The organism is Geomonas limicola, from assembly GCF_014193675.1.
Classification (GTDB): domain Bacteria; phylum Desulfobacterota; class Desulfuromonadia; order Geobacterales; family Geobacteraceae; genus Geomonas; species Geomonas limicola.
Window position 1 is genome coordinate 32,850 of sequence record NZ_BLXZ01000011.1, and the last position, 25,912, is coordinate 58,761.

The window sequence follows — 25,912 nt, forward strand, 5'->3', positions numbered from 1 at the left end:
CCTAGATCTCCTCGATCGAACCACCTGCTGCAGTAATTTTTTCGCGGGCGGATGCGCTGAATTTGTGAGCCTTGATGGTCAGGGCGCGGGTCAGATCGCCGGTGCCCAGCACCTTGATGCCGTCGCACACAGCCGAGATCAGGCCGCTCTTCAGCAGCGCCTCTGCGTCGACTACGCTGCCGGCCTCGAAGATCTCGAGCTGGCAGAGGTTGACCAGGGCGTATTCCTTCTTGGCAAGCGGGGTGAAACCGCGCTTGGGGAGACGCCTGTGCATCGGCATCTGGCCGCCCTCGAAGCCGGGCTTGATCGACCCGCCGGAGCGCGCCTTCTGGCCCTTGTGACCCTTGGTTGCGGTCTTGCCGTGACCGGAGCCGGTGCCCCTGCCGATACGCTTTCTATTCTTGTTAGCCCCGATGGCGGGCTTGATAGTATTCAATTCCATTGTTTATCACCTTTAGGGAAATTACCCGGGAATTACTCTTCCACGCGTACCATATGGGAAACTTTTGCGATCATCCCGCGGATTTCCGGGGTGTCCTTAAGGACCACGGTCTTCTCACGCTTGGTGAGGCCCATGCCCAACAGGCACCCCCTCACTTTTTCCGAGTTCCCGATGTGACTCTTGATGAGGGTAACCTTCAACTCTGACATTTTTTCAGCTCCTTAAAATGGTACGTGGGGCTACTCGGCAGCCAGGCCGCGGCGAGCCATGAGCTCCTCTGCGGTCTTCAGCTTGGCCAAGCCGGCAAAAGCAGCCTTCACCACGTTGTGCGGGTTGTTGGAACCCAGGCACTTGGCGAGGATGTTGTGCACCCCGGCGGACTCGAAGACCGCGCGGGCGGCGCCACCGGCGATCACGCCGGTACCGGCGCTGGCCGGCATCATCAGGACCTTGCCTGCGCCGAACTGGCCCAGGATCTCGAACGGGATGGTCTGGCCGGCAACGATGGGAACCTTGATCAGGTTCTTCTTGGCCTGTTCGACCCCTTTGCGAATCGCTTCGGGAACCTCGTTGGCCTTGCCGAGGCCGTAGCCCACGACACCGTTACCGTCGCCTACCACCACCAGGGCGGAGAAGCTGAAGCGGCGGCCACCCTTGACGACCTTTGCAACGCGGCTGATATGGACGACCCTATCAGTAAGATTCATTTCACTGGCGTTGATCTTAAGCAAACCTATTCCTCCTTACCTGCCCTAGAAGGACAGACCGTTTTCACGTGCGGCTTCAGCCAGGGCTTTGATTCTTCCGTGATAGAGGAATCCGTTACGATCGAAAACGACCGCAGTGATATCCTTCTCAAGGGCCTTCTTGGCGATCGCGGCGCCGACCTTGGTAGCAGCCTCGATGTTCCCCGTGTAGGACAGCCCCTCGGCGACGGCGGCCTCGACGGTGGAGGCGGCGACGAGCGTGGCACCAGTGGTGTCATCGATCAGCTGGGCGTATATGTGGCGCGCGCTCTTGAAGACGTTCAGTCTCGGGCGAGCGGTCGATCCGGTGATTTTCTTCCTGACCCTGGTCTGTCTTTTAAGACGAGCCACCTGTTTTTGGGCTAAAGAACTCAAGGCACTTCTCCTTAGTCGTATTGCTTAATGGTTTACGGTTTATTTCTTACCAGTCTTGCCGGCTTTCCTCAGGATGGTCTCGTCGGCGTACTTGACGCCTTTTCCTTTGTACGGCTCGGGCGGACGGAAGGCGCGGATCTTGGCTGCGGTCTGGCCGACCACTTCCTTGTCGATACCCATGACCTTCATCTTGGTCATCTTCTCGACCTCGACGGTGATCCCTGCCGGCAGCTCGAAGTTGACCGGGTGGGAGAAGCCCAGGGAGAGGTTCAGGACGTTGCCTTTCACCTCGGCGCGGTAACCGACGCCGTTGATCTCGAGGGCAGTCTCAAAGCCTTTGGAAACGCCGATCACCATGTTGTTGATCAAGGTGCGGGAAATCCCGTGTGCGGAGCGGCACTTGGTGGAATCGTCGTTGCGAGTCACCGTTACCGCCTTGTCGTCGACCGAGATCGCGACACCGCCCATCATGGAGCGGGTAAGGGACCCTTTCGGGCCCTGCACCGTGATCTCCGGGGCGTTGTATATGACTTTCACCCCCGCAGGGATCGCGATGGGAAGTTTTCCTATTCTAGACATGCAAAGCTCCTTAAAGCGAAATGACTACCAGACCGTGCAGAGGACCTCGCCGCCGATGTTGAGCTCGCGAGCGGTCTTGTCGGTTACCAGGCCCTTGGAGGTCGACAGAATCGCGACACCCAGTCCGTTTTTCACCTGCTTGATCTTGTCGGAGTTGACGTAGACCCGGCCGCCCGGCTTGCTTACCCTCTTGATCTCATTGATGACCGGATCCTTCTCATCGATGAACTTGAGGTAGACGCGCAGAATCCCCTGTTTGTTGTCAGCGATCACCTTGAAGTTCTTGATGAACCCCTCGTTACGCAGAACGGTAGCGAGGCTCACTTTCAGGTTCGACGACGGGATGTCTACTTTCTGATGTTTTGCCATACCGGCATTCCTGATACGGGTCAGCATGTCGGCGATTGGATCTGTCATGCACATACAAACTACTCCTTATTACCTGAATCGGTATATTACCAGCTGGATTTTATCACGCCCGGAATCTGGCCGGAGTTAGCGAGCTTCCTCAGGCAGATCCTGCACATGTCAAATTTCCGGTAGTAAGCTCTGGGGCGACCGCACAGGGGGCAGCGATTGCGCTCGCGTACCTTGAACTTGTTGCCTCTCTGAGCCTTTATGATCATCGATGTCTTAGCCACGGGATTCCTCCAAAACTTGATTAGTTCCTGAACGGCAGGCCCATGAGCTTCAAGAGTGCCTTACCTTCTGCGTCGGTCTTTGCAGTCGTCACGATGGTGATGTTCATCCCCTTGATCTTGTCGACCTTGTCGTACTCGATCTCCGGGAAGATCATCTGCTCCTTGATGCCCATGGAGTAGTTGCCCTTGCCATCGAACCCTTTGCCGGAGATCCCTTTGAAGTCGCGCACGCGCGGCAGGGCCACCGCCACCAGGCGGTCGAGGAATTCGTACATCTTCTCGCGGCGCAGCGTGACGGACACGCCGATCGGCATCCCCTGACGCAGCTTGAAGCTCGCGATGGACTTCTTGGCCTTGGTGATCACCGGTTTCTGACCGGCGATGGCGGCCATCTCCTCCACTGCGGAGTCGAGGATCTTCACGTTCTGGATCGCCTCGCCGAGGCCCATGTTCAGGACCACCTTGGTGATCTTGGGAACTTCCATAACGTTATTGTAGTTATGGTCCTTCATCAACTGCGCAACCATCTCTTTATTGTAAAGCTCAGCTAGCCGTGCCATTCAATCCTCCAATCTATTTATCAAAGGACTCGCCGCATTTGACACAGCAGCGCGCCTTCTTACCGTCTTCCAGGACAGTGATCCTGGTCCTGACCGGCTTGTTGCACTTCGCGCAGAACAGCGCGACGTTCGAGATGTGCACCGGGGCCTCTTTCTCCAGGATGCCACCCTGCTCGGACCCGCGGGCCTTGGTGTGGCGCTTCACGATGTTGATGCCTTCGATGAGCACGCCATCTTTCTTCGGGACCAGCGACAGGACCTTGCCGGTCTTCGCCTTGTCCTTGCCCGTGATGACCATAACGGTGTCATTCTTTTTTACGTGTAACTTTTTGCCCAGCATGGTTTTTCTCCACGAAAAATGATTAAAGTACCTCAGGAGCGAGGGATATGATTTTCATGAACTTCTTCGCGCGAAGTTCCCTGGCGACCGGTCCGAAGATACGGGTACCGACCGGCTCCTGGGCGGCGTTGATGACCACACCCGAGTTGGTGTCGAAGCGGATGTAGGAACCGTCCGGGCGACCTACCGCTTTGGCGGTACGCACCACGACTGCCTTCACCACGTCACCCTTTTTCACCTTGGAGTTCGGGATGGCTTCCTTCACCGAGGCGACGATGATGTCGCCGATCCCTGCGTAGCGGCGCTTGGAGCCGCCGAGCACCTTAATGCAAAAGAGTTTCTTCGCGCCGGAGTTGTCCGCCACGTCCAATAGTGTCTGCATCTGAATCATTGTTTAACTCCCAGCCCCCGAGACCCTTACTAGGCCCTGGACTCGATAATTTGTCTGATCTTCCAGCGCTTGTCCTTGGAGAGCGGACGGGTCTCGACTATGAGCACGCGGTCGCCGATCTTGGCTACATTCTCTTCGTCGTGGGCCTTGTACTTGGCCGAGCGCTTGATGTACTTATTGTAGACGGGGTGCTTCACGAGACGGTCGACCTTTACTACGGCGGTCTTTTCCATCTTGTCGCTCACCACGATGCCGATCTGGGTTTTACGATTGCCTCTTTCGCTCATATCTATCACTTACCCTCTCTTCTCACGGAGTACGGTCTGCACCCTGGCGATGTCCTTCTTGATGGTGGACATTTTGGAGGTGTTCTCCAGGCGCCCGGTGTGCAGCTGAAACCTCACGTTGAAAAGTTCCTTGGTGAGTTCGGCGCTTTTGGTCTCCAGTTCGGCAACCGTCGCGTTTTTAAGTTCACTAGCCTTCATTGTTTTCAGCCCTCGTAATGAATTTGGTGGCTACGGGAAGCTTGTGCGACGCCAGACGGAATGCCTCGCGAGCGACTTCCTCGGTGACACCTTCCATCTCGTACAGGACACGGCCGGGCTTGATAACGCAAACCCACGAGTCCGGCGAACCTTTTCCCTTACCCATACGGGTCTCAGCCGGTTTTGCGGTGAGCGGCTTGTCCGGGAAGATACGGATCCAGACCTTGCCACCCCTCTTGATATAGCGGTTCATGGCGATACGGGCCGCCTCGATCTGGCGGGAATCCAGCCAGCCGCACTCGGTTGCCTGCAGACCGAACTCGCCGAAGGCAAGCGACACGCCGCGCTGCGGGGTCCCGGTCATGCGCCCTTTCATCTGTTTTCTATGCTTAACTCTCTTGGGCATTAACATCGCGAAAAACTCCTAACTCTATTTTTTAGCGGAGGCAAGTACTTCACCCTTGAAGAGGAGCACTTTCACGCCGATGATACCGTAGGTGGTCTTCGCCTCGGCGAAGCCGTAGTCGATGTCCGCGCGCAGCGTGTGCAGGGGCACCCGCCCTTCGCGGTACCACTCGGTGCGGGACATCTCCGCACCACCCAGACGGCCGGAGCAGGTGATCTTGATCCCCTTGGCGCCGAACTTGAGGGTGGAGGTCACGCTCTTCTTCATGGCGCGGCGGAAGGCGATACGGCGCTCGAGCTGCAGAGCAACGTTCTCGGCCACCAGCTGGGCGTCCAGTTCCGGCTTGCGGACTTCCTGTATGTTAAGGTAGACCTCTTTGTCGGTGAGCTTGGCCAGCTCCTTCTTCAGGGTCTCGACCTCGGAGCCCTTCTTGCCGATGATCAGGCCCGGACGAGCGGTGAAGATGTTGATCTTCGCCTTGCCAGCCGCGCGCTCGATCTCGATCTTGGAGACGCCGGAATTGTACAGCCTCTTCTTGAGGAAGCTGCGCAGCTTCAGGTCTTCGTGAAGCAGCTTAGAGAAGTCTTTTTCCGCGTACCATTTGGAGTCCCAGGTTTTGACAACTCCCAGCCTGAACCCTATAGGATTAACTTTCTGACCCAAAACATCACCTCCGAGGTGTTAGCTTATTTCTTTTCCGCAAGGACCACGGTGATGTGGCTCGTCGGTTTTCTAATCTTGCTGGCCCGGCCCATGGCGCGGGGGGTGAAGCGCTTCAGCACTGCGCCGCCGTCAACGAAGATGGTCTTCACGTAGAGGTTGTCCACGTCGGAGACCCCCTTCTGCTCGGCATTGGCAACGGCCGAGCTGAGCAGCTTGGCGATCAGTTTCGCCGAAGGCTGCGGGGAGAAGCGCAGGGTGTTGAGCGCGGTCTGTATGCCTTTGCCACGGACCATGTCCACAACCAGGCGAGTTTTCCTGGGGGAGAGGCGGACAGAGGATAATTTAGCTGATGATTCCATTGAAAAAACTCCTTTAGACCTTACTTCTTCTTCAGCTTGCTTTTCTTATCAGCAGCGTGACCGTAGAAGGTTCTGGTGGGTGCGAACTCACCCATCTTGTGGCCGACCATGTTCTCCGTGACGAACACCGGAATGAATTTCTTGCCGTTGTGCACCGCGAAGGTGAGCCCGATGAAGTCGGGGATGATGGTCGAACGACGCGACCAGGTCTTAATCACACCTTTCTTGCCGGCCAGTTCTGCCTGGGCCTTTGCTTCCAGGTGCGCGTCGACAAAGGGTCCCTTCTTAATAGATCTTGCCATCTCTTAAAATCCTCTATCCAGATGATTTATTTGCTGCGTTTCTTCACGATGAAGGCCGTAGACCGCTTGTTGGTGCGGGTCTTGTAGCCCTTGGTCGGAATACCCCACGGGGTAACCGGATGACGACCACCGGAGGTACGACCCTCGCCACCGCCGTGCGGGTGGTCGACCGGGTTCATGGCGACGCCGCGGACGTGCGGGCGGATCCCCAGCCAGCGGGAGCGGCCGGCCTTACCGATGGAAACGTTCTCGTGATCGATGTTGCCCACCTGGCCGATGGTGGCTTTGCAGTCCATGAGGATCATGCGCACCTCGGAGGAGGGGAGCTTGACCTGGGCGTACTTGCCTTCCTTGGCCATGAGCTGGGCGAAGGTACCGGCCGAGCGGGCCAGCTGCGCCCCTTTGCCGATCTTCAGCTCGATGTTGTGGATGATGGTACCCAGCGGGATCGCCTTGATGGGGAGCGTGTTGCCCGGCTTGATGTCAGCCTGCGCACTGGAGATAACGGTATCACCCACCTTGAGGCCCAGCGGAGCCAGGATGTAACGCTTCTCGCCGTCCACGTAGTTCAAAAGCGCGATGCGTGCGCTCCTGCACGGGTCGTACTCGATGGTAGCGACCTTGGCCGGGATGTCGATCTTGTCGCGACGGAAGTCGATGATCCGGTACTTCTGCTTGTGCCCGCCGCCTACGTTACGGGAAGTGACGCGGCCGTTTGCGTTCCTGCCGCCCGATTTCTTGAGGTTCTCAAGGAGCGACTTTTCCGGCTTGCACGCCGTGATCTCGTCAAAGGCAGAACAGGTCTGAGCCCTTCTCCCCGGAGAGGTAGGTTTATACGTTTTGATAGCCATTATCTAAATCCCCGTGAAAATTTTATGCTTCGAAGAAGTCGACGTTGGAACCCTCCTGGAGGGTCACGTAGGCTTTCTTCCAGTTGGAGCGTTTGCCGACGCCGTGTGCGGTGCGCTTGGTCTTGCCAGCCACATTGACCGTGTTAACCTCGGCAACCTTGGCATTGAAGAGCTGCTCGACGGCGGCCTTGATCTCTATTTTGTTGGCTGCTTTGTTCACCACGAAGGCAACGACGTTCTTGTCGTCTTTCTCAACAGTCGTCTTCTCGGTGATCAGCGGCTTCTTGATGACGTCATAGATATTCATGACTGTAACACTCCTTCGACCCTGCGAACGGCTGCCTCAGTGAAGACGACGTTCTGAAACTTCATGATGTCGAAAATATTGAGACCTTCGGGGCCCAGAACCTTAACGTTTTTTACGTTACGGGCGGAAAGCTCCAAAGTAAGATTCGCAGTATCTGTGATTACTAAGGTTTTGTCAAGATTAAACGCATTGAGAACCTCGACAAAAGACTTAGTTTTTATTGCAGGCAGTTCGAAGGAGTTGAGAACCGTGATGGCGTCCTTCTTGTAGAGCATGGAGAGCGCGCTTCTGAGAGCGGCCTTCCTCGCCTTCTTGTTCATGGCGAGGTTGTACACCTTCGGCTGCGGGCCGAAGGCGACGCCGCCGCCCGGGTACTGCGGAGCGCGTTTGCAGCCCTGACGGGCCTGGCCGGTACCCTTCTGCTTGAAGGGTTTCTTGCCGGAGCCGGAAACCAGGGAGCGGTTTTTGACCGCTACGGTTCCCTGACGACGGTTGGCGAGCTGGATCTTCACGGCCTCGTGGATCAGATACTCGCGGACGTCGGTGTTGAACACCGCGTCGTCGAGCTCGATCTCACCGACCTTTGCTTTCTTGATGTCGAATATATCTAACTTAGCCATAGCTATCTCCAGCCCCCGTTATTTCTTGGCCTTGACGCTGTCCTTGATCAGGACCACGCCATTAGCCGAGCCGGGGATCGCTCCACCGAGCAGAATCAGATTTTCCGAAGCGTCCACGCGCACCACTTTGAGGCGCTGCACGGTCACTTTCTCGTTGCCGAGCTGCCCCGGCATCTTCTTGTTCTTGAAGACCCTGGAGGGGGTCGCCGAGCAGCCGATGGAACCCGGAGCACGGTGGAAGCGCGAACCGTGGGAAGCGCGACCGCCCTTGAAGCCCCAGCGCTTGATGACGCCAGCGAAGCCCTTACCAATGGAGGTGCCGGTCACGTCGACCAGGTCGCCTTCGGCGAACACGGTGGTCTCGATCACGTCGCCCACGTTGTAGGCGTCGGTGTTGTCCATGCGCATTTCGCGGTAGAAGGAGAACACGCCTGCGCCGGCCGCCTTGCAGTGACCGACCTGTGCCTGGTTGGCGCGGGAAGCGTCCTTGGAGCCGAAGCCGACCTGGATGGCGGAGTAGCCGTCCTTGGCGACAGTCTTTTTCTGAAGCACGACGCAGGGGCCGGCCTCTACCACCGTGACGGGGATGCGACGTCCGTCCTCGGCGAATATCTGGGTCATGCCCAGCTTTTTACCAATCAGTCCCTTATTCATGGTTGATCCTATCCTTAAGTATTAAAGCTTGATCTCGACGTCCACACCGGCGGAGAGGTCGAGTTTCATCAGCGCGTCCACGGTCTGCTGGGTCGGCTCGAGGATGTCGATCAGGCGTTTGTGGGTCCTGATCTCAAACTGCTCGCGCGACTTCTTGTCAACGTGGGGTCCACGAAGCACGCAGTACTTGTTGATGACGGTCGGCAGCGGGATCGGCCCGGCAACGCGTGCACCAGTCCTCTTGGCGGTGTCAACGATCTCGCCTACGGAGGTGTCGAGCAGTTTGTGGTCGTATGCTTTCAAACGGATTCTAATTTTCTGACTAGGCATCTCTTCCTCGTGATGAATCAGTTTTGCAGTTTACCGGCGCAGACTCGGCAGCGCTGCCGTGAGACGGCGCTGCCGGGACCTTTTCGCGGGAAAACCGTGAGTATTTGCTACTGCTTACTCGATGATGGAAGCAACCACGCCGGCGCCGACGGTACGGCCGCCTTCGCGGATTGCGAAGCGCAGACCTTCGTCCATGGCGATCGGGGTGATCAGGTTGACGGTCACGGAGACGTTGTCGCCCGGCATAACCATCTCGACGCCTGCCTCGAGGTCAACCACGCCGGTCACGTCGGTGGTCCTGAAGTAGAACTGCGGACGGTAGCCGTTGAAGAACGGAGTGTGACGGCCGCCTTCCTCTTTGGAGAGGATGTAGGCTTCGGCTTTGAACTTGGTGTGCGGGGTGATGGAGCCCGGCTTGGCCAGAACCTGGCCGCGCTCGATCTCTTCACGCTTCACGCCGCGCAGCAGGGCGCCGATGTTGTCGCCAGCGCGACCTTCGTCCAAGAGCTTGCGGAACATCTCGACACCGGTAACGGTGGTCTTTGCGGTTTTCTTGATGCCGACGATCTCGATCTCTTCGCCGACTTTCACGATGCCGCGCTCAACACGACCGGTTGCAACGGTACCACGACCGGAGATGGAGAACACGTCTTCGACCGGCATCAGGAACGGCTTGTCGATGGCGCGCACCGGCTCCGGGATGTACGCGTCAACGGCGTCCATGAGAGCGATGATGGCTTCCTCGCCCAGGGGCCCTTTGTCGCCTTCCAGCCCTTTCAGAGCGGAACCCTTGATGATGGGTACGTCGTCGCCCGGGAAGTCGTAGGAGGAGAGCAGTTCGCGAACTTCCAGCTCGACCAGCTCGAGGAGCTCTTCGTCGTCCACCATGTCGGCCTTGTTCAGGAACACGACGATGTAGGGGACGCCTACCTGGCGGGCCAAGAGGATGTGCTCGCGGGTCTGCGGCATCGGGCCGTCAGCTGCGGAAACAACCAGGATAGCGCCGTCCATCTGGGCAGCACCGGTGATCATGTTTTTAACGTAGTCGGCGTGGCCCGGGCAGTCGACGTGAGCGTAGTGACGCTTGTCGGTCTCGTACTCGACGTGGGCGGTAGCGATGGTGATACCACGCTCGCGCTCTTCCGGAGCGTTGTCGATCTGGTCGAATGCTTTGAACTCAGCCTGGCCTTTGCCGGCCAGCACCTTGGTGATAGCAGCGGTCAGGGTGGTTTTGCCATGGTCGACGTGACCGATGGTGCCGATATTTACATGGGGTTTAGTTCTTTCGAATTTAGCTTTTGCCATCTTGGGAATCCTCCTCGATAGAAATTAAATCTTGAGTACAAGCGTCAGGTGTTAGCCCTTGGCTTTGGCGACGATCTCTTCCTGAACCGACTTCGGAACCGGCTCGTAGTGGTCGAAGGTCATGGAGTAGGTCGCACGACCCTGGGTCGCAGAACGCAGGTCGGTGGAGTAACCGAACATCTGGGCCAGCGGCACCATGGAGGTAACCACCTGTGCGCCAGCGCGCCCTTCCATACCCATGATGCGGCCGCGGCGGGAGTTCAGGTCGCCGATGACGTCGCCCATGTACTCTTCCGGAACCACAACCTCAACCGACATGATCGGCTCGAGGATGATGGCGCCCGCCTTCTGGCAGCCTTCTTTGAAGCCCATGGAACCGGCGATCTTGAACGCCATTTCCGAGGAGTCAACTTCGTGGTAGGAACCGTCGACCAGGGTAACCTTGACGTCCACAACCGGGAAGCCAGCCAGGGTACCGTTGTCGAGAGCTTCCTTGATCCCTTTGTCGACCGCCGGGATGTACTCGCGGGGAACGACGCCGCCCTTGATAGCATCGACGAACTCGTAACCCTTGCCCATTTCCTGCGGCTCGATCTCGAGCCAGACGTGACCGAACTGACCGCGACCACCGGACTGGCGTACGAACTTCCCTTCCTGCTTGACCTTCTTGGTGATGGTCTCGCGGTAAGCAACCTGCGGCTTGCCGACGCTCGCCTCGACCTTGAACTCGCGGAACAGACGGTCCACGATGATCTCGAGGTGCAGCTCGCCCATGCCGGAGATGATGGTCTGGCCGGTTTCCTCGTCGGTCTTGACGCGGAAGGACGGATCCTCCGAGGCAAGCTTCGAGAGGGAGAGGCCCAGCTTCTCCTGGTCGGCCTTGGTCTTCGGCTCAATGGCGATGGAGATAACCGGCTCGGGGAACTCGATCGACTCCAGGATGACCGCGTGGTCTTCCACGCAGAGGGTGTCGCCGGTGGTGGTGTATTTAAGACCTACGGCGGCGGCGATGTCGCCGGCGTAGACTTCTTTGATCTCTTCACGCTTGTTGGCGTGCATCTTGAGGATGCGGCCGATACGCTCGCGCTTGCCCTTGGTCGAGTTGTAGACGTAGGAGCCCGAGGTGATGACGCCGGAGTAAACGCGGAAGAAGCAGAGCTGGCCGACGAACGGGTCGGTCATGATCTTGAACGCCAAGGCCGAGAACGGCTCGCTGTCGGAAGACTTACGCTCGATGGGAGCCTCGGTCTGTGCGTCGACACCCTGGATCGGCGGAATGTCGGTCGGAGCCGGCATGTAGTCGAGCACCGCGTCGAGCAGATTCTGCACGCCCTTGTTCTTGAAGGAAGAACCGCAGATGACCGGGCAGATCTTGATCTCAAGGGTCGCCAGGCGGATCGCAGCCTTCAGCTCGTCCTTGGTGATCTCCTCGCCACCGAGGTACTTCTCCATCAGGGCGTCGTCGACGGAAGAGACTTCCTCGACCAGCAGTTCACGATATTCGTTGGCCTGGTCCACCAGGTCGGCCGGGATATCGATCACGTCGAAGGAGGCACCCAGGGTCTCGTCGTTCCAGACGATACCCTTCATCTCCACCAGGTCCACGATCCCCTTGAAGTTTTCTTCGGAACCGATCGGGATCTGCAGCGGGATCGGGTTCGCCTTGAGGCGATCCTTGATCATCTCGACGCCGCGGAAGAAGTCAGCGCCGATGCGGTCCATCTTGTTAACGAACGCGATGCGCGGAACGCGGTACTTGTCGGCCTGACGCCAGACGGTCTCGGACTGGGGCTCAACGCCGCCTACCGAGCAGAACACGGCAACCGCACCGTCGAGTACGCGCAGCGAACGCTCGACCTCGATGGTGAAGTCCACGTGACCCGGGGTGTCGATGATGTTGATGCGGTGATCTTTCCAGTTGCAAGTAGTCGCCGCGGAGGTAATGGTGATGCCACGCTCCTGCTCCTGCTCCATCCAGTCCATGGTAGCAGCACCCTCGTGCACCTCACCGATCTTGTGAGTTACACCGGTGTAGTAGAGGATACGCTCCGTGGTGGTGGTCTTACCTGCATCTATGTGAGCCATGATCCCGATGTTACGGGTCATTTCCAACGAAACCTGACGTGCCACTTAAAAAACCTCCGAGTTACTTACAACTGTGTAGGGAAAACTACCAACGATAGTGGGCAAACGCGCGGTTCGCCTCGGCCATCTTGTGGGTATCCTCACGCTTCTTCACCGCGGAACCGCGGTTGTTGTAAGCGTCCAGGATTTCACCGGCCAGTTTGTCGGTAACGGTCTTCTCGGAACGGGCGTTGGAGTACTTCACCAGCCAGCGCATCGCCAGGGACACGCGACGCTCCGGACGGACTTCGACCGGAACCTGGTAGGTGGAGCCGCCCACGCGGCGGGATTTTACTTCCAGCATCGGCTTGATGTTATCCAGGCACTTCTTGAGCACCTTCACCGGCTCGTCGCCAGCCTTGGCAGCGGCGATTTCCAGCGCACCGTACAGGGCGCGCTCGGCGGTGGACTTCTTGCCGTCCAGCATGATTATATTGATCAGCTTAGCAACCACCCGGTCACCGTACTTCGGGTCCGGAAGAATTACTCTCTTGGCTACTTCTCTTCTTCTAGGCATCGGAAACCTCTCCTCGATTTACTTGGGACGTTACTTGGGACGCTTAGCGCCGTACTTGGAACGACTCTTCATGCGGCCCTTGACGCCGACGGAGTCGAGCGTGCCGCGAACGATGTGGTAACGCACACCCGGAAGGTCCTTAACCCTGCCGCCCCTGATGAGGACAACGGAGTGCTCCTGGAGGTTGTGACCAACGCCCGGGATATAGGAGGTTACCTCAACGCCGTTGGTAAGCCTAACCCTCGCCACCTTGCGGAGTGCGGAGTTCGGTTTCTTCGGAGTAGTGGTGTAAACCCTGGTGCAAACGCCGCGTTTCTGCGGGCAGCTCCTGAGTGCCGGAGCAGTGGATTTTTCACCCTTAGACTCCCGACCATGACGAATAAGCTGATTGATAGTTGGCATTTAAACCCTCTCGCGCGGTACTTCCAGACCAGGGGGACTCCCTGCGGAAGCGCCGAATATAGCAGATATTCAATCCGCCTGTCAACAAATTTACGATAGCCCTCTAAAAAACCGTCAACCCAGGGCGCAAAACAACCGCTACTTTTGCCCTTTGAAGGCCCACCCCTTCACCGCGCGCCAAGCGAGCAGTTATCGCAATTTACTCCGCCACGGTCAGGAGGCGGGAGAGCTGGGACGGGGTAAAACCCCGTCCCTACCCATCTTCAATTGCAACCCTCCCGGTTAGGGGAGGCGGAGTGCAGAGTAGCGGAACACACTGCACCAAGTTGTAGGTACTGCTTGAAGCGAGGCCTTATGCTTCGTCGACCTCGTTGTCGTCGAACACTTCTTCTTCGGGCTCCACCGGCTCCGGAATGATTACCGGCTCCTCGGCCACCATGCGCAGATTGCGGTACAGGGCGAGCCCGGTACCAGCCGGGATCAGCCGACCCATGATGACGTTTTCCTTCAAACCGCGAAGACTGTCGACTTTACCTTCGATTGAGGCCTGTGTCAACACTTTTGTTGTCTCCTGGAAGGAGGCAGCAGAAATAAATGACTCAGTCGAGAGCGATGCCTTGGTGATACCGAGGAGCAGCGACTCTGCAGTGGCAGGACGCCCGCCTTTCTCCAGTGCCTTCTCGTTCTCTTCCTCAAAGACCCAACGCTCGATCTGGTCGTCGATCAGGAGGTTGGTGTCGCCCACGTCCTTCACCCTGACGCGTCTGAGCATCTGACGTACGATGGTTTCGATGTGCTTGTCGTTGATCTTGACGCCCTGCAGACGGTAGACCTCCTGCACCTCGTCCACCAGGTACTTGGCCAGTTCCTTCTGGCCCAGGACGCGGAGGATGTCGTGCGGGTTGGAGGAGCCGTCCATGAGCGCCTCGCCGGCGCGCACGTGATCCCCTTCGTGCACCGAGATGTGCTTGCCTTTCGGGATCAGGTACTCTTTCGGCTCGCCCAATTCCGGGGTCACGATGACCTTGCGCTTGCCCTTGGCGTCCTTGCCGAAGGCGACCACGCCGTCGATCTCGGTGATGACCGCGAAGTCTTTCGGCTTTCTAGCTTCGAAGAGCTCGGCGACTCGCGGCAGACCACCGGTGATGTCCTTGGTCTTGGTGGTTTCACGCGGGATCTTGGCGATCACGTCACCTGCCTTGACGATGGTTTCCTCGGTGACGTTGATGTTCGAGCCGGCCGGCAGGTAGTAGCGGGCCAGGAGGTTTTCGCCGATCTTGGCGGTTTTTCCGGACTCGTCCTTGATGGTGATGCGCGGACGCTTGTCGGCGTCGCGGGTTTCGATGATGACCTTGCGGGACAGGCCGGTTACTTCGTCGACCTGCTCCTCCATGGTGACGCCTTCGATGACGTCGCCGAACTTCACCTTACCGGAGATCTCGGTAAGAATCGGCATGGTGTACGGGTCCCACTCGGCGATGGACTCGCCCTGCTTGACCGGGCCGTCCGGGCTGACCTTGATCTTCGCGCCGTACACGACGGAGTACTTCTCGCGCTCGCGACCGGTCTCGTCCACCACGGCCAGTTCGCCGTTACGGTTCATGACGATGTGGTGCCCTTCCGAGTTCGTTACGTAGTTGATGTTGATGAACTTGGCGCGCCCCTCGGTGCGGGATTCCAGCGAGGTCTGCTCAGCGCGACGGGATGCGGTACCACCGATGTGGAAGGTACGCATGGTCAGCTGGGTACCCGGCTCGCCGATCGACTGGGCGGCGATGACGCCGACCGCTTCGCCGCGGTTCACCAGGTGGCCGCGTGCCAAGTCGCGGCCGTAGCACTTGGCGCAGATGCCGCGACGGCTTTCGCAGGTGAGCACCGAGCGGATCTTGACCTTCTCGAGACCGGCGGCCTCGATCCGGGCGACCAGGGTCTCGTCGATCTCCTCGTTGGCCGGGACCAGCACGTCGCCGGTGACCGGGTCGAGGATGTCGTCCAGGGCCACGCGGCCGAGGATACGGTCGCCGATGTGCTCGATGATTTCGCCCCCCTCGGTAAGCGAGGAGACGGTGAGGCCGTCCAGGGTGCCGCAATCCATCTCGGTGATGATGGCGTCCTGGGCGACATCGACCAGACGGCGGGTCAGGTAACCGGAGTTCGCCGTCTTGAGCGCGGTATCGGCGAGACCTTTACGTGCACCGTGGGTCGAGATGAAGTACTGGAGCACCGTGAGGCCTTCGCGGAAGTTCGCGGTGATCGGGGTCTCGATGATCTCGCCGGACGGCTTGGCCATCAAACCACGCATACCGGCCAGCTGGCGGATCTGCTGGGCGGAACCACGGGAACCGGAGTCGGCCATCATGTGGATCGCGTTGAAGGACGGGACCTTCACCTCTTTGCCTTCCGGATCGATCAGGGTGTCGCGGGACAGGTTGTCCAGCATCTCCTTGGCGATCTCCTCGGTGGATTTCGCCCAGATGTCGATGACCTTGTTGTAGCGCTCGCCGTCGGTGATGAGACCTTCGGTGTACTGGTTCTGGATCTCCTGCACCTCTTCGGTGGCACGCGAGATGATGGCCGGCTTCCCTTCCGGGATAACCATGTCGTTGATCGAGATGGAGATACCGGCCTTGGCGGCGTAGCGGAAACCGATCGCCTTCAGCTTGTCGGCCAGGATCACGGTCTCCTTGTTGCCGGCCAGACGGTAGCAGGTGTCCACCAGGTTCGAGAGCTCCTTCTTGGTCATCACCTTGTTGATGGCCGAGAAGGGGACCTGCGGCGGCAGGATGTCGCGCAGCATGACGCGGCCCGTGGTGGTCTCGATGAGACCCGGCTGCTCGTCGCTCTCCAGGTTCTTCATGCGCACCTTGATGCGCGCCTGCAGGTGGATCTCGCCGGCGTCGAGGGCGAAGGCTACCTCGTCCGGGGAGGCGAAGATCTTACCTTCACCCAGGGCGAAGTACTTGTCGCGGGTCATGTAGTAGATACCAAGAACCATGTCCTGCGACGGCACGATGATCGGCTTGCCGTGCGCCGGGGACAGGATGTTGTTGGTGGACATCATGAGCACGCGGGTCTCGACCTGGCTCTCCACGGAGAGCGGCAGGTGGACTGCCATCTGGTCACCGTCGAAGTCGGCGTTGAACGCGGTGCAGACCAGCGGGTGCAGCTGGATTGCCTTACCTTCGATGAGTACCGGCTCGAACGCCTGGATACCGAGGCGGTGCAGCGTCGGAGCACGGTTCAGCATGACCGGGTGCTCCTTGATGACCTCTTCGAGTACGTCCCAGACCTCCGGCTTCTCCTTCTCAACCATCTTCTTGGCGCTCTTGATGGTGGTGACGAAGCCGCGTTCCTCGAGCTTGTTGTAGATGAACGGCTTGAAGAGCTCGAGCGCCATCTTCTTGGGGAGACCGCACTGGTGCAGCTTCAGTTCCGGACCGACGACGATAACCGAACGACCGGAGTAGTCGACACGCTTACCGAGAAGGTTCTGACGGAAGCGGCCCGACTTGCCCTTGAGCATGTCGGAGAGCGACTTCAGCGGACGCTTGTTCGGGCCGGCGATGGCGCGGCCGCGGCGGCCGTTGTCGAACAGGGCGTCAACCGCCTCCTGCAGCATGCGCTTCTCGTTGCGGATAATGACTTCCGGAGCCTGCAGTTCCATGAGGCGCTTCAACCGGTTGTTGCGGTTGATGACGCGACGGTAGAGGTCGTTCAAGTCCGAGGTCGCGAAGCGGCCGCCGTCCAGGGGGACCAGCGGGCGCAACTCCGGCGGAAGTACCGGGATGCACTCGAGGATCATCCACTCGGGCTTGTTGCCGGAGTTTTTGAAGGCCTCGATGACCTTCAGGCGCTTGGCGGTCTTCTTGCGCTTGGCCTCGCTCGTCGCCTCCTGCATCTCGATCCTCAGGCTCTCGGAGAGCTGGTCGAGGTCCATGGCAGTGAGGCAGGTGCGGATGGCGGCGGCGCCCATGCCGGCTTCGAAGCCGTAGTTGTGCTCCTCGAGCGCCTTCTGGTACTGGTCCTCGGAGAGCACCTGGCCGAAGGTGAGGCCGGTGTTCTTGGGATCGGTCACCACGTAGGCCTCGAAGTAGAGCACCTTCTCGAGGTCTTTCAGGGTGATGTCCATCAGGTTGCCGATACGCGACGGCAGGGACTTCAGGAACCAGATGTGGGCGACCGGAGTGGCCAGGTCGATGTGACCCAGGCGCTCACGACGCACCTTGGAAGGGATGACTTCGACGCCACACTTCTCGCAGACGATGCCGCGGTGCTTCATGCGCTTGTACTTGCCGCAGTTGCACTCGTAGTCCTTGGTCGGTCCGAAGATCTTGGCGCAGAAAAGGCCATCGCGCTCCGGCTTGAAGGTACGGTAGTTGATGGTCTCCGGCTTCTTTACTTCGCCGAACGAACGCTCGCGGATCTTCTCCGGGGAGGAGATGGAGATCTTGATGGAGGAGAAGTGGAGCGGATCCTTCGGCTTATCGAAAAAGTTGAAAATATCTTCCAAAGTAATTTCCTCCTGTATCTGTAGGAGTGACAAAGATCGGTTGAAAACCCTGCTGCCAGCTACCCGGGACATCCCCCTCCCCTCGCGGGAGGGGGTTAGGGGGTGGGGGTAGGTGCCATCTCTGCGCTGCCGCATGGACAGAGCTTTGCGGCTTCACCCACCCTTGCCCCCTCCCGTCAAGGGAGGGGGTGGGTAGGGTTCGTGGTCCTGCGGAACGACTTACTCGTCGTCGCCGCCTTCCAGCAGTTCGACGTCGAGACCCAGGGACTGCAGTTCCTTGATCAACACGTTGAACGACTCCGGCAGACCCGGCTCGAGGGTGTGCTTACCCTTGACGATCGCCTCGTACATCCTGGTGCGCCCCGCCACGTCGTCCGACTTGACGGTGAGGAACTCCTGCAGCGCGTAGGCGGCGCCGTAGGCCTCCATTGCCCAGACCTCCATCTCACCCAGACGCTGACCACCGAACTGCGCCTTGCCGCCCAGCGGCTGCTGGGTGACGAGCGAGTAGGGACCGATGCTCCTGGCGTGGATCTTGTCGTCAACCAAGTGGTGCAGTTTCAGGACGTACATGATACCGACGGTGACCTTGTGCATGAACTTGTCGCCGGACTTGCCGTCGTACAGGGTGACCTGGCCGGTGGTTTCGAAGCCGGCGTGCTGCATCATCGCCTGGATCGACTCCTCGGAAGCACCTTCGAAGACCGGGGAGGCCATCGGCACCCCGCGCTTCAGGCGCTTGGCGACGTTGACGAGCTCCTCGCCCTCCAGCTTGTCGATGAACTTGTGCATGTCGGGGTCGTGGTAAACGCCCTTGAGAAAGCGCTTCACCTCGTCCTGCGGGCTGTTTTTCTCGAGGAACTCCTCGATCTTCCAGCCCAGGCCGCGTGCAGCCCAACCCAGGTGGGTCTCGAGGATCTGCCCCACGTTCATACGGGACGGAACACCCAGCGGGTTCAGAACGATCTCGACCGGACGGCCGTCTTCCATGTACGGCATGTCCTCTTCCGGCAGGATGCGGGAAACGACACCCTTGTTACCGTGGCGGCCTGCCATCTTGTCGCCGACCTGGAGCTTACGCTTGATGGCGATGTAGACCTTGACCATCTTGATGACGCCCGGCGGCAGGTCGTCGCCGCGGCGCAGCTTCTGTACCTTGTCGTCGAAGACGTACTTGATGATGTCGATCTGCTGGTTCAGGGTGGACAGGGTCTGTGCCACTTTTTCATCGACGGTATCGTCGTCAGCGATGGAGATCTCGTCCCAGCGGTCCATCGAGAAGGATTTCAGCATCTCCTCGGTGATGGCGGCACCCTTGGCGATCAGCACCTTGCCGTCGGTACCTTCGATCTTGTTGGCTGCCACGCGCCCGACCAGGAGCTTCTTCAGCTTGCCCATGGCGGAGTCGCGGATGATGCGGATCTCGTCCTGTTCGTCTTTTCTGAGGCGCTGTTCCTCGGCCTTCTCGATGATCTCGGTACGGGCGTCCTTGTCGGCCCCTTTACGCGAGAAGATCTTGGCGCCGATGACGGTACCTTCCACCCCCGGCGGAACCCTGAGCGAGGTGTCGCGCACGTCGCCGGCCTTCTCGCCGAAGATGGCACGCAAGAGCTTCTCTTCCGGGGAGAGCTGGGTCTCGCCCTTCGGAGTGATCTTGCCGACCAGGATGTCGCCCGGGCGGACTTCGGCGCCGATCCGGATGATGCCGGACTCGTCGAGGTCCTTCAGGGTCTCTTCGCCCAGGTTCGGGATATCCGAGGTGATCTCTTCCTTGCCGAGCTTGGTGTCGCGGGCCACCGCCTCGAACTCCTCGATGTGGATCGAGGTGTAGCGGTCGTCCTTGACCAGGCGCTCGGAGATGAGGATGGAGTCCTCGTAGTTGTAGCCGCCCCACGGCATGAAGGCTACCAGCACGTTCTGCCCCAGAGCCAGCTCGCCCATGTCGGTGGACGGGCCGTCGGCGATGATGTCGCCGGCTATCACGTGGTCGCCGACCTTGACGACCGGCCTCTGGTTGATGCAGGTGTTCTGGTTCGAACGGGCGAACTTGATCAGGTTGTAGATGTCCACGCCGGTGCCGGTTGCGTCGTACTGGTCCTCGTCGATCTTCACGACGATACGGCCGGCATCGACCGACTCGACCACGCCGTTGTGACGCGCCACCGAGGAAACCCCGGAGTCGCGGGCCACGACGCGCTCCATGCCGGTTCCGACCAGCGGGGAGTCGGCGCGCAAGAGCGGTACTGCCTGGCGCTGCATGTTCGAACCCATGAGTGCGCGGTTTGCGTCGTCGTTCTCGAGGAACGGGATGAGCGAAGCCGCGACCGATACAAGCTGCATCGGTGCCACGTCCATGAGCTCCAGCTCGTCGCGTCCCACCAGGACGAACTCGCCGGACTTACGTGCCGAGATGTAGTCGGCCACGAAGCGGCCGGTCTCGTCGACCTCGGCATTGGCCTGGGCGATGGCGTGACCTTCCTCCTCGAGAGCCGAGAAGAAGCGCACCTCGTCGGTCACCTTCCCTTCGCTTACCACGCGGTACGGCGTCTCGACGAAGCCGTGCTCGTTGATGCGGGCGTAGGTGGAGAGCGACGCGATCAGACCGATGTTCGGACCCTCCGGGGTCTCGATCGGGCAGACGCGACCGTAGTGGGTCGGATGTACGTCGCGGACCTCGAAGCCGGCACGCTCGCGGGTCAGGCCCCCCGGTCCAAGAGCCGAAAGACGGCGCTTGTGGGTAACCTCGGAGAGCGGGTTGGTCTGGTCCATGAACTGCGAGAGCTGCGAGGAACCGAAGAACTCCTTCACGACGGCGGAAACCGGCTTGGAGTTGATCAGGTCGTGCGGCATGAGGTTCTCGACCTCCTGCAGGCTCATGCGCTCCTTGATGGCGCGCTCCATGCGGACCAGGCCGATGCGGTACTGGTTCTCGAGGAGTTCACCCACGGCACGCACGCGACGGTTACCGAGGTGGTCGATGTCGTCGATGTTCCCCTTGCCGTTTTTCAGCTCGATCAGGTAGCGCACCACCTCGAGGATGTCCTCGCGGGTGAGCGTCATGCAGTCAAGCGGCACGTCCACGCCCAGCTTGTAGTTCAACTTCAGGCGGCCTACGGCGGAGAGGTCGTAGCGCTCGGCGTTGAAGAACAGGTTGTCGAAGAGTACCAAAGCGCTCTTCAGGGTCGGCGGATCGCCCGGACGCAGACGGCGGTAGATCTCGATGAGCGCCTCGTCGGTGGAGCCGATCTTGTCGATCAGGATGGTGTCCCTGAGGCTCGAGGTGACGTGCAGGTTGTCGATGAAGAGCACCTGGAAGCTGGCGATCCCCTTCTGGATGATCTCCTCGATCTTCGCCTGGGTCAGCTCCTCGTTGCACTCGGCCAGGATCTCGCCGGTAGCCGGGTCGAAGATGTCGTGGGAAGCGACCTTCCCGACGATCTCCTCGATGGTGATCGGGATCTCCTTGATGCCGTTCTCGGCCATCTTCCTCAGCGCGGCCTTGGTGAACTTGCGGTTCGCCTTGAGGATCACCTCGCCGGTTGCCGGGTTCACGATGTCGACCATCGCCTTCTGGTTGGAGAGGAGCTCAGCATCCACGAGCTTCGTGAGTGCGCCGTTCTCGCCGACCTGGACTTCCTCGGACTTGTAGAAGTAGTTGATCAGCGCGTCGTTGGAGTAGCCCAGTGCCTTCAGGAGCACGGTGGCCGGCATCTTGCGACGACGGTCTATGCGAACATAAAGGATGTCTTTATGGTCAAATTCAAAGTCAAGCCACGAACCGCGATACGGGATCACGCGGGCCGAGTAGAGCACCTTGCCGGAAGAGTGGGTCTTCCCCTTGTCGTGGTCGTAGAACACGCCCGGCGAGCGGTGCAACTGGCTCACGATAACGCGCTCGGTGCCGTTTATGATAAAGGTCCCGTTGTCGGTCATCAGCGGGATTTCGCCGAAATAGACCTCCTGTTCCTTGATGTCTCGGATCGAACGGCTACCGGGGTCCTTGGTGACATCCCAGACGACCAGCCTCACCTTCACCTTCATCGGGGCAGCAAACGTCATCCCGCGCTGGTGGCACTCTTCCACGTCGTACTTGGGCGCGCCCAGCGAGTACGAGACGTACTCAAGCGAGGCCGTGTCGCTAAAGTCCTTGATGGGAAACACGCTTCTGAACACCGCTTCCAGACCGGAGTTCTTGCGTGCATCCACAGGCGTGTCGAGTTGGAGGAATCTCTTGTAGGAATTCTTCTGGATGTCGATAAGGTTCGGTATGTCGATGATCTTTTCGATCTTGGCGAAGTTTTTGCGCAACAGGGGGTTATTCGCGATTGAATAAGCCATTTCTTCTCCTTTGGTGAACGCCTTGGAAAGACCTTCACCCCCTTGGGAAATCCTGCTTTTTGCTGCGGGAGGCGTGGGTGAAGCGGCCTCAACCTAAAAATGGAACAGCCAAGGCCGCAAAAAGCGACCTTGGCTTGGATGAAGATCGGAGCTGGCTTACTTACTTGACGTCAACTTCAGCGCCTGCTTCGACCAGCTGCTTCTTGGCGTCGTCAGCTTCGGCTTTGGAGATGCCGGTTTTGACCGGCTGCGGAGCGCCGTCAACCAGGTCCTTGGCTTCTTTGAGGCCCAGGGAGGTCAGGCCGCGCACGACCTTGATGACTGCGATCTTGTTGGCGCCAGCGCTTTTCAGGATGACGTCGAACTCGGTCTGCTCTTCAGCAGCCTCAGCAGCAGCCGGAGCAGCGCCAACAGCAGCAACGGCAACCGGAGCAGCAGCGGAAACGCCGAACTTCTCTTCGAGCTCTTTCACGAGGCCAGCAAGTTCCAGGACGGTCATGTTCTCGATAAAGCTGATTACTTCTTCTTTGGTGATAGCCATTTCTTCTTTCCTCCAGGGAATATGTTTAGTGTGTCAGTAGTTGGTGGTTAGTTGCCAGCTTTCTGTGCACGAATGCCGTCCAGGGCACGCACGAAGCCGCCCGGAATGGCTGCCAGAACGCCGACGAAGTTCTGGACCGGTGCCTGCATGCTGCCCAGCATTTTCGCGAGAAGAACTTCGCGGCTCGGCAGATCGGCAAGGGCCTGGATGTCGTTGACGTCGATGGTTTTGCCGGTGAGCACCGCACCCTTCAATTTGAAGGGAATGGTTGCATCCTTGTTGAACTTGGACAGAACCTTGGCAGCAGCGACGGGATCGTCGTAGCTCAGAGCGATCGCGGTGGGGCCTTTGTAGAAGGGGTTCAGACCTTCTTTGTCGGTGCCCTTTGCGGCGATCTCGAGCAGGGTGTTCTTGACGACCTTGTACTCGACGTTCGCCTTGCGCAGCTCGTTCCTGAGATCGGTTGCCTGGCCCACGGTCATGCCGCGGAAATCGGCGGCAAAGATTGCCTGCGCCCTCAGGAGCTTGTCGTGCATCTCGGCAACAAGTACTGATTTGCTTTCCTTATTCAAGCGCCTTCCTCCTTTCTTTTGGTATAGGGGCCGAAACCCCGCCAAAGTCAGGAAGTTGCGGATAACTCCACAACATATTCCCCTTAGTCTCGGCTGGCCGCGCTAGGCGATTAAGCCTCTCCCACACGTAACCTGGATCAGCACCAACTGTCTTTGACTTTGGCTTTACAGCTTAAGTGAAACTTTTTATTTCAAGATCGCGCCGATGTCGGCGAGATCGATGTTGACGCCGGGGCCCATGGTGGAGGAGATGCTCACCTTCTTCATGTAGGTCCCTTTTGCGGCAGCCGGCTTCGCCTTCTGGAGAGCTTCCAGGAGGGCAGCCACGTTCTGGCGCAGCGTCTCGGCCGGGAAGGAAACCTTGCCAACCGGGGCGTGTACGATACCGGCCTTCTCGACGCGGAACTCGACCTTACCGGACTTGGACTCCTTGATAGCGCGGGCCAGATCGAAGGTTACGGTACCGACTTTCGGGTTCGGCATCAGGCCGCGGGGGCCGAGGAGCTTACCGATCTTACCGACCACACCCATCATGTCGGGGGTAGCGATAGCGGTATCGAACTCGAACCAGCCGCCCTGGATCTTGGCGACCAGGTCGTCGCCGCCGACGTAATCGGCGCCAGCGTCGCGAGCCTCTTTTTCCTTCTCGCCCTTGGCGAAGACCAGGACGCGAACGTCCTTGCCCAGACCGTTGGGGAGCACTACCGCGCCGCGCACCATCTGGTCCGCGTGGCGGGGATCGACGCCCAGCTTCACCGCGACGTCGACGGTCTCGTCGAACTTCGCGAAAGCTGCGCCCTTCACCAGCTCAAGGCCGTCACTGAGGGGATAGCTTTTGCTCCTGTCGATCTTTGCAGAAGCTTCTTTAAGCTTTTTAGTCGTTGCCATTTCTGTTAACCCTCTCTTTATTCTTAAGCTATCTCGACGCCCATGCTGCGCGCGGTGCCTTCGATGGTCTTCATTGCAGCCTCGATGCTCGCGGCATTGAGGTCCGGCATCTTCTTCATCGCGATCTCGCGCACCTGCTCCTTGGTCAGTTTGCCGACCTTGGTCTTGTTAGGGACCGCGGAGCCGCTGGCCAGGCCGAGAGCCTTCTTGATCAGGTTCGGAGCCGGCGGGGTCTTGGTGATGAAGGTGAAGGAGCGGTCCGCGTAGACGGTGATGACCACCGGAGTGACGGTGCCGGGCTCATCGCCCTGGGTCTTCGCGTTGAACGCTTTGCAGAACTCCATGATGTTGACGCCGTGCTGACCGAGTGCCGGTCCGATCGGGGGGGACGGGTTGGCCTTCCCAGCGGGGACCTGCAGCTTGATGTATCCGGTAATTTTCTTAGCCATCTTCCTACTCCTTTGAATCGTTCCTGATTCTACAATCTATTGGCAGCAGCGGGTGATCCTACTGCTTCTCTACCTGCATGAACTCAAGCTCGACCGGCGTCGCACGGCCGAAGATGCTTACCATGACTCTCAGCTTCCCTTTGTCGGGCTTGACGTCCTCGACCACGCCGGAGAAGTTGAGGAACGGGCCGTCGATAACGCGTACCGTCTCGCCCACCTCGAAGAGCACCTTGGGACGGGGCTTTTCAGCGCCCTCTTCCATCCTGCGGGTGATCTTGTTCACTTCATCGTCGGGGATCGGGAACGGGTTGTTGCCACCCACGAAGCCGGTCACCTTGGCGGTCTCTTTGACCACGTGCCAGGTGTCGTCGTTCAGCTCCATGTTGACCAGGATGTACCCCGGGAAGAATTTGCGGGAGGAGGTTTTCTTCTCCCCTTTTTTAAGTTCGACGACGGTCTCGCACGGGATGAGAATCTCCCCGAAGAACTCCTCCATTTCGAGCTGTTTGATGCGCTCTGCAAGCGAGAGCCGCACCTTGTTCTCGAACCCGGAGTAGGTGTGAACGCCGTACCATTTATGTGCCATGTATTAGTCCTCTAGCGAAGGATCGACCTGATGAGCTTTGCAAGGACCACGTCGCAGGCGCCAAGATATAACGAGATGAGAACGATGATAACGACGACAACCTGGGCAGTAGAAAACGTTTCCTTGCGGGTCGGCCAAGTCACCTTGGCAAGCTCGGCCTGCACTTCCTCAAAGAAATTCTTTGTTTTCGCGAGCACTGTGACACCCCACACTTGATAATCCCCCTTAGCCGAGGCTGCGGGGGTACGGTCCCCCTCCGCCCGAGGCTTTGGGGGGGACGTGAAATAAAATGGCAGGCCAGGAGGGATTCGAACCCCCAACACCCGGTTTTGGAGACCGGTGCTCTAGCCGTTAGAGCTACTGGCCTGCGGCGGAGATCCGAGCTTGAGCTCAGATCTCAAATTGTAACTACTTCGTTTCTTTGTGCGGAGTATGCTTGCGGCAGAAACGGCAGTACTTGCTGAACTCCAGTTTCTGCGGGGTGTTTTTCTTGTTCTTGGTCGTGGTGTAGTTACGCTGCTTGCACTCGGTGCAGCCCAGCGTGATGATATCTCTTGGCATGTCCCTATCCTTTTAAAACAAATTCTGCGTTGCGGGTCAGCCCTGAAAGAGCGACCCGCAACGCCGAT

The 25,912-nt window shown here is 59.0% G+C and carries 34 protein-coding genes and 1 tRNA gene; all 35 read right to left on the minus strand.

The window, feature by feature from the left end:
* Window position 1 precedes the first annotated feature (1 nt).
* A complete protein-coding gene (rplO, locus tag H7688_RS21055; RefSeq protein WP_183363234.1) occupies window positions 2-442 on the minus strand; it encodes a 50S ribosomal protein L15 in 441 nt (146 codons plus the stop codon).
* Window positions 443-474: 32 nt separating this feature from the next.
* Window positions 475-651, minus strand: a complete 177-nt coding sequence (gene rpmD, locus H7688_RS21060; RefSeq protein WP_183363235.1) for a 50S ribosomal protein L30 — start codon at window positions 649-651, stop codon at window positions 475-477.
* Window positions 652-681: 30 nt separating this feature from the next.
* Window positions 682-1,173 (minus strand): 30S ribosomal protein S5, encoded by a 492-nt coding sequence (gene rpsE / locus H7688_RS21065; RefSeq protein ID WP_183356773.1) that lies wholly within the window; start codon window positions 1,171-1,173, stop codon window positions 682-684.
* A 21-nt stretch (window positions 1,174-1,194) separates the two neighbouring features.
* The gene (gene rplR / locus H7688_RS21070; RefSeq protein ID WP_183363236.1) at window positions 1,195-1,563 is read right to left on the minus strand and encodes a 50S ribosomal protein L18; all 369 of its coding nucleotides are present in this window, start codon (window positions 1,561-1,563) and stop codon (window positions 1,195-1,197) included.
* Window positions 1,564-1,602: 39 nt separating this feature from the next.
* Window positions 1,603-2,142 (minus strand): 50S ribosomal protein L6, encoded by a 540-nt coding sequence (rplF, locus tag H7688_RS21075; RefSeq protein ID WP_183363238.1) that lies wholly within the window; start codon window positions 2,140-2,142, stop codon window positions 1,603-1,605.
* A gap of 24 nt (window positions 2,143-2,166) precedes the next feature.
* Complete coding sequence (rpsH, locus tag H7688_RS21080; RefSeq protein WP_183363240.1) at window positions 2,167-2,565, minus strand: 30S ribosomal protein S8; 399 nt, start codon at window positions 2,563-2,565, stop codon at window positions 2,167-2,169.
* A 32-nt stretch (window positions 2,566-2,597) separates the two neighbouring features.
* Window positions 2,598-2,783 (minus strand): type Z 30S ribosomal protein S14, encoded by a 186-nt coding sequence (locus tag H7688_RS21085; protein ID WP_183356769.1) that lies wholly within the window; start codon window positions 2,781-2,783, stop codon window positions 2,598-2,600.
* 20 nt (window positions 2,784-2,803) lie between these two features.
* Window positions 2,804-3,343 carry a 50S ribosomal protein L5 gene (rplE, locus tag H7688_RS21090; protein ID WP_183363241.1) on the minus strand — a complete coding sequence of 180 codons (540 nt, stop codon included), beginning with the start codon at window positions 3,341-3,343 and terminating at the stop codon, window positions 2,804-2,806.
* A gap of 13 nt (window positions 3,344-3,356) precedes the next feature.
* Window positions 3,357-3,683: a 50S ribosomal protein L24 gene (gene rplX, locus H7688_RS21095; RefSeq protein WP_183363243.1), complete on the minus strand. Its 327-nt coding sequence runs from the start codon at window positions 3,681-3,683 to the stop codon at window positions 3,357-3,359.
* Window positions 3,684-3,705: 22 nt separating this feature from the next.
* Window positions 3,706-4,074, minus strand: coding sequence for a 50S ribosomal protein L14 (gene rplN / locus H7688_RS21100; RefSeq protein WP_183356766.1), 369 nt, complete (start codon window positions 4,072-4,074; stop codon window positions 3,706-3,708).
* 29 nt (window positions 4,075-4,103) lie between these two features.
* A complete protein-coding gene (gene rpsQ, locus H7688_RS21105) occupies window positions 4,104-4,361 on the minus strand; it encodes a 30S ribosomal protein S17 (RefSeq protein WP_183356765.1) in 258 nt (85 codons plus the stop codon).
* Between the two features lie 9 nt (window positions 4,362-4,370).
* Window positions 4,371-4,559: a 50S ribosomal protein L29 gene (rpmC, locus tag H7688_RS21110; RefSeq protein WP_183363244.1), complete on the minus strand. Its 189-nt coding sequence runs from the start codon at window positions 4,557-4,559 to the stop codon at window positions 4,371-4,373.
* A complete protein-coding gene (gene rplP / locus H7688_RS21115; protein WP_183356763.1) occupies window positions 4,549-4,971 on the minus strand; it encodes a 50S ribosomal protein L16 in 423 nt (140 codons plus the stop codon). Before rplP ends, rpmC begins: the two co-directional genes overlap by 11 nt.
* A gap of 18 nt (window positions 4,972-4,989) precedes the next feature.
* Window positions 4,990-5,628: a 30S ribosomal protein S3 gene (gene rpsC, locus H7688_RS21120; RefSeq protein ID WP_183356762.1), complete on the minus strand. Its 639-nt coding sequence runs from the start codon at window positions 5,626-5,628 to the stop codon at window positions 4,990-4,992.
* Window positions 5,629-5,651: 23 nt separating this feature from the next.
* Window positions 5,652-5,987, minus strand: coding sequence for a 50S ribosomal protein L22 (rplV, locus tag H7688_RS21125; protein ID WP_183363245.1), 336 nt, complete (start codon window positions 5,985-5,987; stop codon window positions 5,652-5,654).
* A gap of 20 nt (window positions 5,988-6,007) precedes the next feature.
* Complete coding sequence (gene rpsS, locus H7688_RS21130; protein WP_183356760.1) at window positions 6,008-6,289, minus strand: 30S ribosomal protein S19; 282 nt, start codon at window positions 6,287-6,289, stop codon at window positions 6,008-6,010.
* A gap of 26 nt (window positions 6,290-6,315) precedes the next feature.
* Window positions 6,316-7,140, minus strand: coding sequence for a 50S ribosomal protein L2 (gene rplB / locus H7688_RS21135; protein WP_183363246.1), 825 nt, complete (start codon window positions 7,138-7,140; stop codon window positions 6,316-6,318).
* A gap of 22 nt (window positions 7,141-7,162) precedes the next feature.
* Complete coding sequence (locus tag H7688_RS21140) at window positions 7,163-7,447, minus strand: 50S ribosomal protein L23 (RefSeq protein WP_183356758.1); 285 nt, start codon at window positions 7,445-7,447, stop codon at window positions 7,163-7,165.
* Window positions 7,444-8,067 carry a 50S ribosomal protein L4 gene (gene rplD / locus H7688_RS21145; RefSeq protein WP_183363247.1) on the minus strand — a complete coding sequence of 208 codons (624 nt, stop codon included), beginning with the start codon at window positions 8,065-8,067 and terminating at the stop codon, window positions 7,444-7,446. The genes H7688_RS21140 and rplD overlap by 4 nt, the downstream gene beginning before the upstream one ends.
* 18 nt (window positions 8,068-8,085) lie before the next feature.
* Window positions 8,086-8,721 (minus strand): 50S ribosomal protein L3, encoded by a 636-nt coding sequence (gene rplC / locus H7688_RS21150; protein WP_183363248.1) that lies wholly within the window; start codon window positions 8,719-8,721, stop codon window positions 8,086-8,088.
* 21 nt (window positions 8,722-8,742) lie between these two features.
* Complete coding sequence (rpsJ, locus tag H7688_RS21155; RefSeq protein ID WP_012529365.1) at window positions 8,743-9,051, minus strand: 30S ribosomal protein S10; 309 nt, start codon at window positions 9,049-9,051, stop codon at window positions 8,743-8,745.
* A gap of 114 nt (window positions 9,052-9,165) precedes the next feature.
* Window positions 9,166-10,356, minus strand: a complete 1,191-nt coding sequence (gene tuf, locus H7688_RS21160; RefSeq protein WP_183363249.1) for an elongation factor Tu — start codon at window positions 10,354-10,356, stop codon at window positions 9,166-9,168.
* 51 nt (window positions 10,357-10,407) lie between these two features.
* A complete protein-coding gene (fusA, locus tag H7688_RS21165; protein ID WP_183363250.1) occupies window positions 10,408-12,486 on the minus strand; it encodes an elongation factor G in 2,079 nt (692 codons plus the stop codon).
* A gap of 40 nt (window positions 12,487-12,526) precedes the next feature.
* Window positions 12,527-12,997 carry a 30S ribosomal protein S7 gene (gene rpsG / locus H7688_RS21170; protein ID WP_183356839.1) on the minus strand — a complete coding sequence of 157 codons (471 nt, stop codon included), beginning with the start codon at window positions 12,995-12,997 and terminating at the stop codon, window positions 12,527-12,529.
* Between the two features lie 30 nt (window positions 12,998-13,027).
* Complete coding sequence (gene rpsL, locus H7688_RS21175) at window positions 13,028-13,399, minus strand: 30S ribosomal protein S12 (RefSeq protein ID WP_015719175.1); 372 nt, start codon at window positions 13,397-13,399, stop codon at window positions 13,028-13,030.
* A gap of 352 nt (window positions 13,400-13,751) precedes the next feature.
* Complete coding sequence (gene rpoC / locus H7688_RS21180; protein ID WP_183363251.1) at window positions 13,752-17,909, minus strand: DNA-directed RNA polymerase subunit beta'; 4,158 nt, start codon at window positions 17,907-17,909, stop codon at window positions 13,752-13,754.
* A 219-nt stretch (window positions 17,910-18,128) separates the two neighbouring features.
* Entirely contained in the window at window positions 18,129-22,247 is a 4,119-nt protein-coding gene (gene rpoB / locus H7688_RS21185; RefSeq protein ID WP_183363252.1) for a DNA-directed RNA polymerase subunit beta, read from the minus strand.
* Between the two features lie 160 nt (window positions 22,248-22,407).
* Complete coding sequence (gene rplL / locus H7688_RS21190; RefSeq protein WP_183363253.1) at window positions 22,408-22,788, minus strand: 50S ribosomal protein L7/L12; 381 nt, start codon at window positions 22,786-22,788, stop codon at window positions 22,408-22,410.
* Between the two features lie 47 nt (window positions 22,789-22,835).
* Window positions 22,836-23,360: a 50S ribosomal protein L10 gene (gene rplJ / locus H7688_RS21195; RefSeq protein ID WP_183363254.1), complete on the minus strand. Its 525-nt coding sequence runs from the start codon at window positions 23,358-23,360 to the stop codon at window positions 22,836-22,838.
* A gap of 186 nt (window positions 23,361-23,546) precedes the next feature.
* A complete protein-coding gene (gene rplA, locus H7688_RS21200; RefSeq protein ID WP_183363255.1) occupies window positions 23,547-24,248 on the minus strand; it encodes a 50S ribosomal protein L1 in 702 nt (233 codons plus the stop codon).
* Window positions 24,249-24,271: 23 nt separating this feature from the next.
* Entirely contained in the window at window positions 24,272-24,697 is a 426-nt protein-coding gene (gene rplK, locus H7688_RS21205) for a 50S ribosomal protein L11 (protein WP_183356833.1), read from the minus strand.
* 58 nt (window positions 24,698-24,755) lie between these two features.
* Window positions 24,756-25,283: a transcription termination/antitermination protein NusG gene (gene nusG, locus H7688_RS21210; protein WP_183363256.1), complete on the minus strand. Its 528-nt coding sequence runs from the start codon at window positions 25,281-25,283 to the stop codon at window positions 24,756-24,758.
* Window positions 25,284-25,294: 11 nt separating this feature from the next.
* A complete protein-coding gene (gene secE / locus H7688_RS21215) occupies window positions 25,295-25,480 on the minus strand; it encodes a preprotein translocase subunit SecE (RefSeq protein ID WP_183363257.1) in 186 nt (61 codons plus the stop codon).
* Between the two features lie 93 nt (window positions 25,481-25,573).
* Window positions 25,574-25,650, minus strand: a tRNA-Trp gene (locus tag H7688_RS21220).
* 41 nt (window positions 25,651-25,691) lie between these two features.
* Complete coding sequence (gene rpmG, locus H7688_RS21225) at window positions 25,692-25,844, minus strand: 50S ribosomal protein L33 (RefSeq protein ID WP_183363258.1); 153 nt, start codon at window positions 25,842-25,844, stop codon at window positions 25,692-25,694.
* Window positions 25,845-25,912: the final 68 nt, after the last annotated feature.

Bases quoted from the DNA above. Each gene is read 5' to 3' on its own strand.
- rpsS (WP_183356760.1), bottom strand. From the start codon at position 6,289: ATGGCAAGATCTATTAAGAAGGGACCCTTTGTCGACGCGCACCTGGAA.
- rplX (WP_183363243.1), bottom strand. From the start codon at position 3,683: ATGCTGGGCAAAAAGTTACACGTAAAAAAGAATGACACCGTTATGGTC.
- rpsG (WP_183356839.1), bottom strand. From the start codon at position 12,997: ATGCCTAGAAGAAGAGAAGTAGCCAAGAGAGTAATTCTTCCGGACCCG.
- rplF (WP_183363238.1), bottom strand. From the start codon at position 2,142: ATGTCTAGAATAGGAAAACTTCCCATCGCGATCCCTGCGGGGGTGAAA.
- nusG (WP_183363256.1), bottom strand. From the start codon at position 25,283: ATGGCACATAAATGGTACGGCGTTCACACCTACTCCGGGTTCGAGAAC.
- rpmG (WP_183363258.1), bottom strand. From the start codon at position 25,844: ATGCCAAGAGATATCATCACGCTGGGCTGCACCGAGTGCAAGCAGCGT.
- rplV (WP_183363245.1), bottom strand. From the start codon at position 5,987: ATGGAATCATCAGCTAAATTATCCTCTGTCCGCCTCTCCCCCAGGAAA.
- rpmD (WP_183363235.1), bottom strand. From the start codon at position 651: ATGTCAGAGTTGAAGGTTACCCTCATCAAGAGTCACATCGGGAACTCG.
- rplC (WP_183363248.1), bottom strand. From the start codon at position 8,721: ATGAATAAGGGACTGATTGGTAAAAAGCTGGGCATGACCCAGATATTC.
- rplA (WP_183363255.1), bottom strand. From the start codon at position 24,248: ATGGCAACGACTAAAAAGCTTAAAGAAGCTTCTGCAAAGATCGACAGG.
- tuf (WP_183363249.1), bottom strand. From the start codon at position 10,356: ATGGCAAAAGCTAAATTCGAAAGAACTAAACCCCATGTAAATATCGGC.
- rpsL (WP_015719175.1), bottom strand. From the start codon at position 13,399: ATGCCAACTATCAATCAGCTTATTCGTCATGGTCGGGAGTCTAAGGGT.
- rplD (WP_183363247.1), bottom strand. From the start codon at position 8,067: ATGGCTAAGTTAGATATATTCGACATCAAGAAAGCAAAGGTCGGTGAG.
- rplB (WP_183363246.1), bottom strand. From the start codon at position 7,140: ATGGCTATCAAAACGTATAAACCTACCTCTCCGGGGAGAAGGGCTCAG.
- rpmC (WP_183363244.1), bottom strand. From the start codon at position 4,559: ATGAAGGCTAGTGAACTTAAAAACGCGACGGTTGCCGAACTGGAGACC.
- rplO (WP_183363234.1), bottom strand. From the start codon at position 442: ATGGAATTGAATACTATCAAGCCCGCCATCGGGGCTAACAAGAATAGA.
- rplP (WP_183356763.1), bottom strand. From the start codon at position 4,971: ATGTTAATGCCCAAGAGAGTTAAGCATAGAAAACAGATGAAAGGGCGC.
- rpoB (WP_183363252.1), bottom strand. From the start codon at position 22,247: ATGGCTTATTCAATCGCGAATAACCCCCTGTTGCGCAAAAACTTCGCC.
- rpsH (WP_183363240.1), bottom strand. From the start codon at position 2,565: ATGTGCATGACAGATCCAATCGCCGACATGCTGACCCGTATCAGGAAT.
- rplL (WP_183363253.1), bottom strand. From the start codon at position 22,788: ATGGCTATCACCAAAGAAGAAGTAATCAGCTTTATCGAGAACATGACC.
- rpsJ (WP_012529365.1), bottom strand. From the start codon at position 9,051: ATGCCTAGTCAGAAAATTAGAATCCGTTTGAAAGCATACGACCACAAA.
- H7688_RS21140 (WP_183356758.1), bottom strand. From the start codon at position 7,447: ATGAATATCTATGACGTCATCAAGAAGCCGCTGATCACCGAGAAGACG.
- rplK (WP_183356833.1), bottom strand. From the start codon at position 24,697: ATGGCTAAGAAAATTACCGGATACATCAAGCTGCAGGTCCCCGCTGGG.
- rplE (WP_183363241.1), bottom strand. From the start codon at position 3,343: ATGGCACGGCTAGCTGAGCTTTACAATAAAGAGATGGTTGCGCAGTTG.
- rpsQ (WP_183356765.1), bottom strand. From the start codon at position 4,361: ATGAGCGAAAGAGGCAATCGTAAAACCCAGATCGGCATCGTGGTGAGC.
- rplN (WP_183356766.1), bottom strand. From the start codon at position 4,074: ATGATTCAGATGCAGACACTATTGGACGTGGCGGACAACTCCGGCGCG.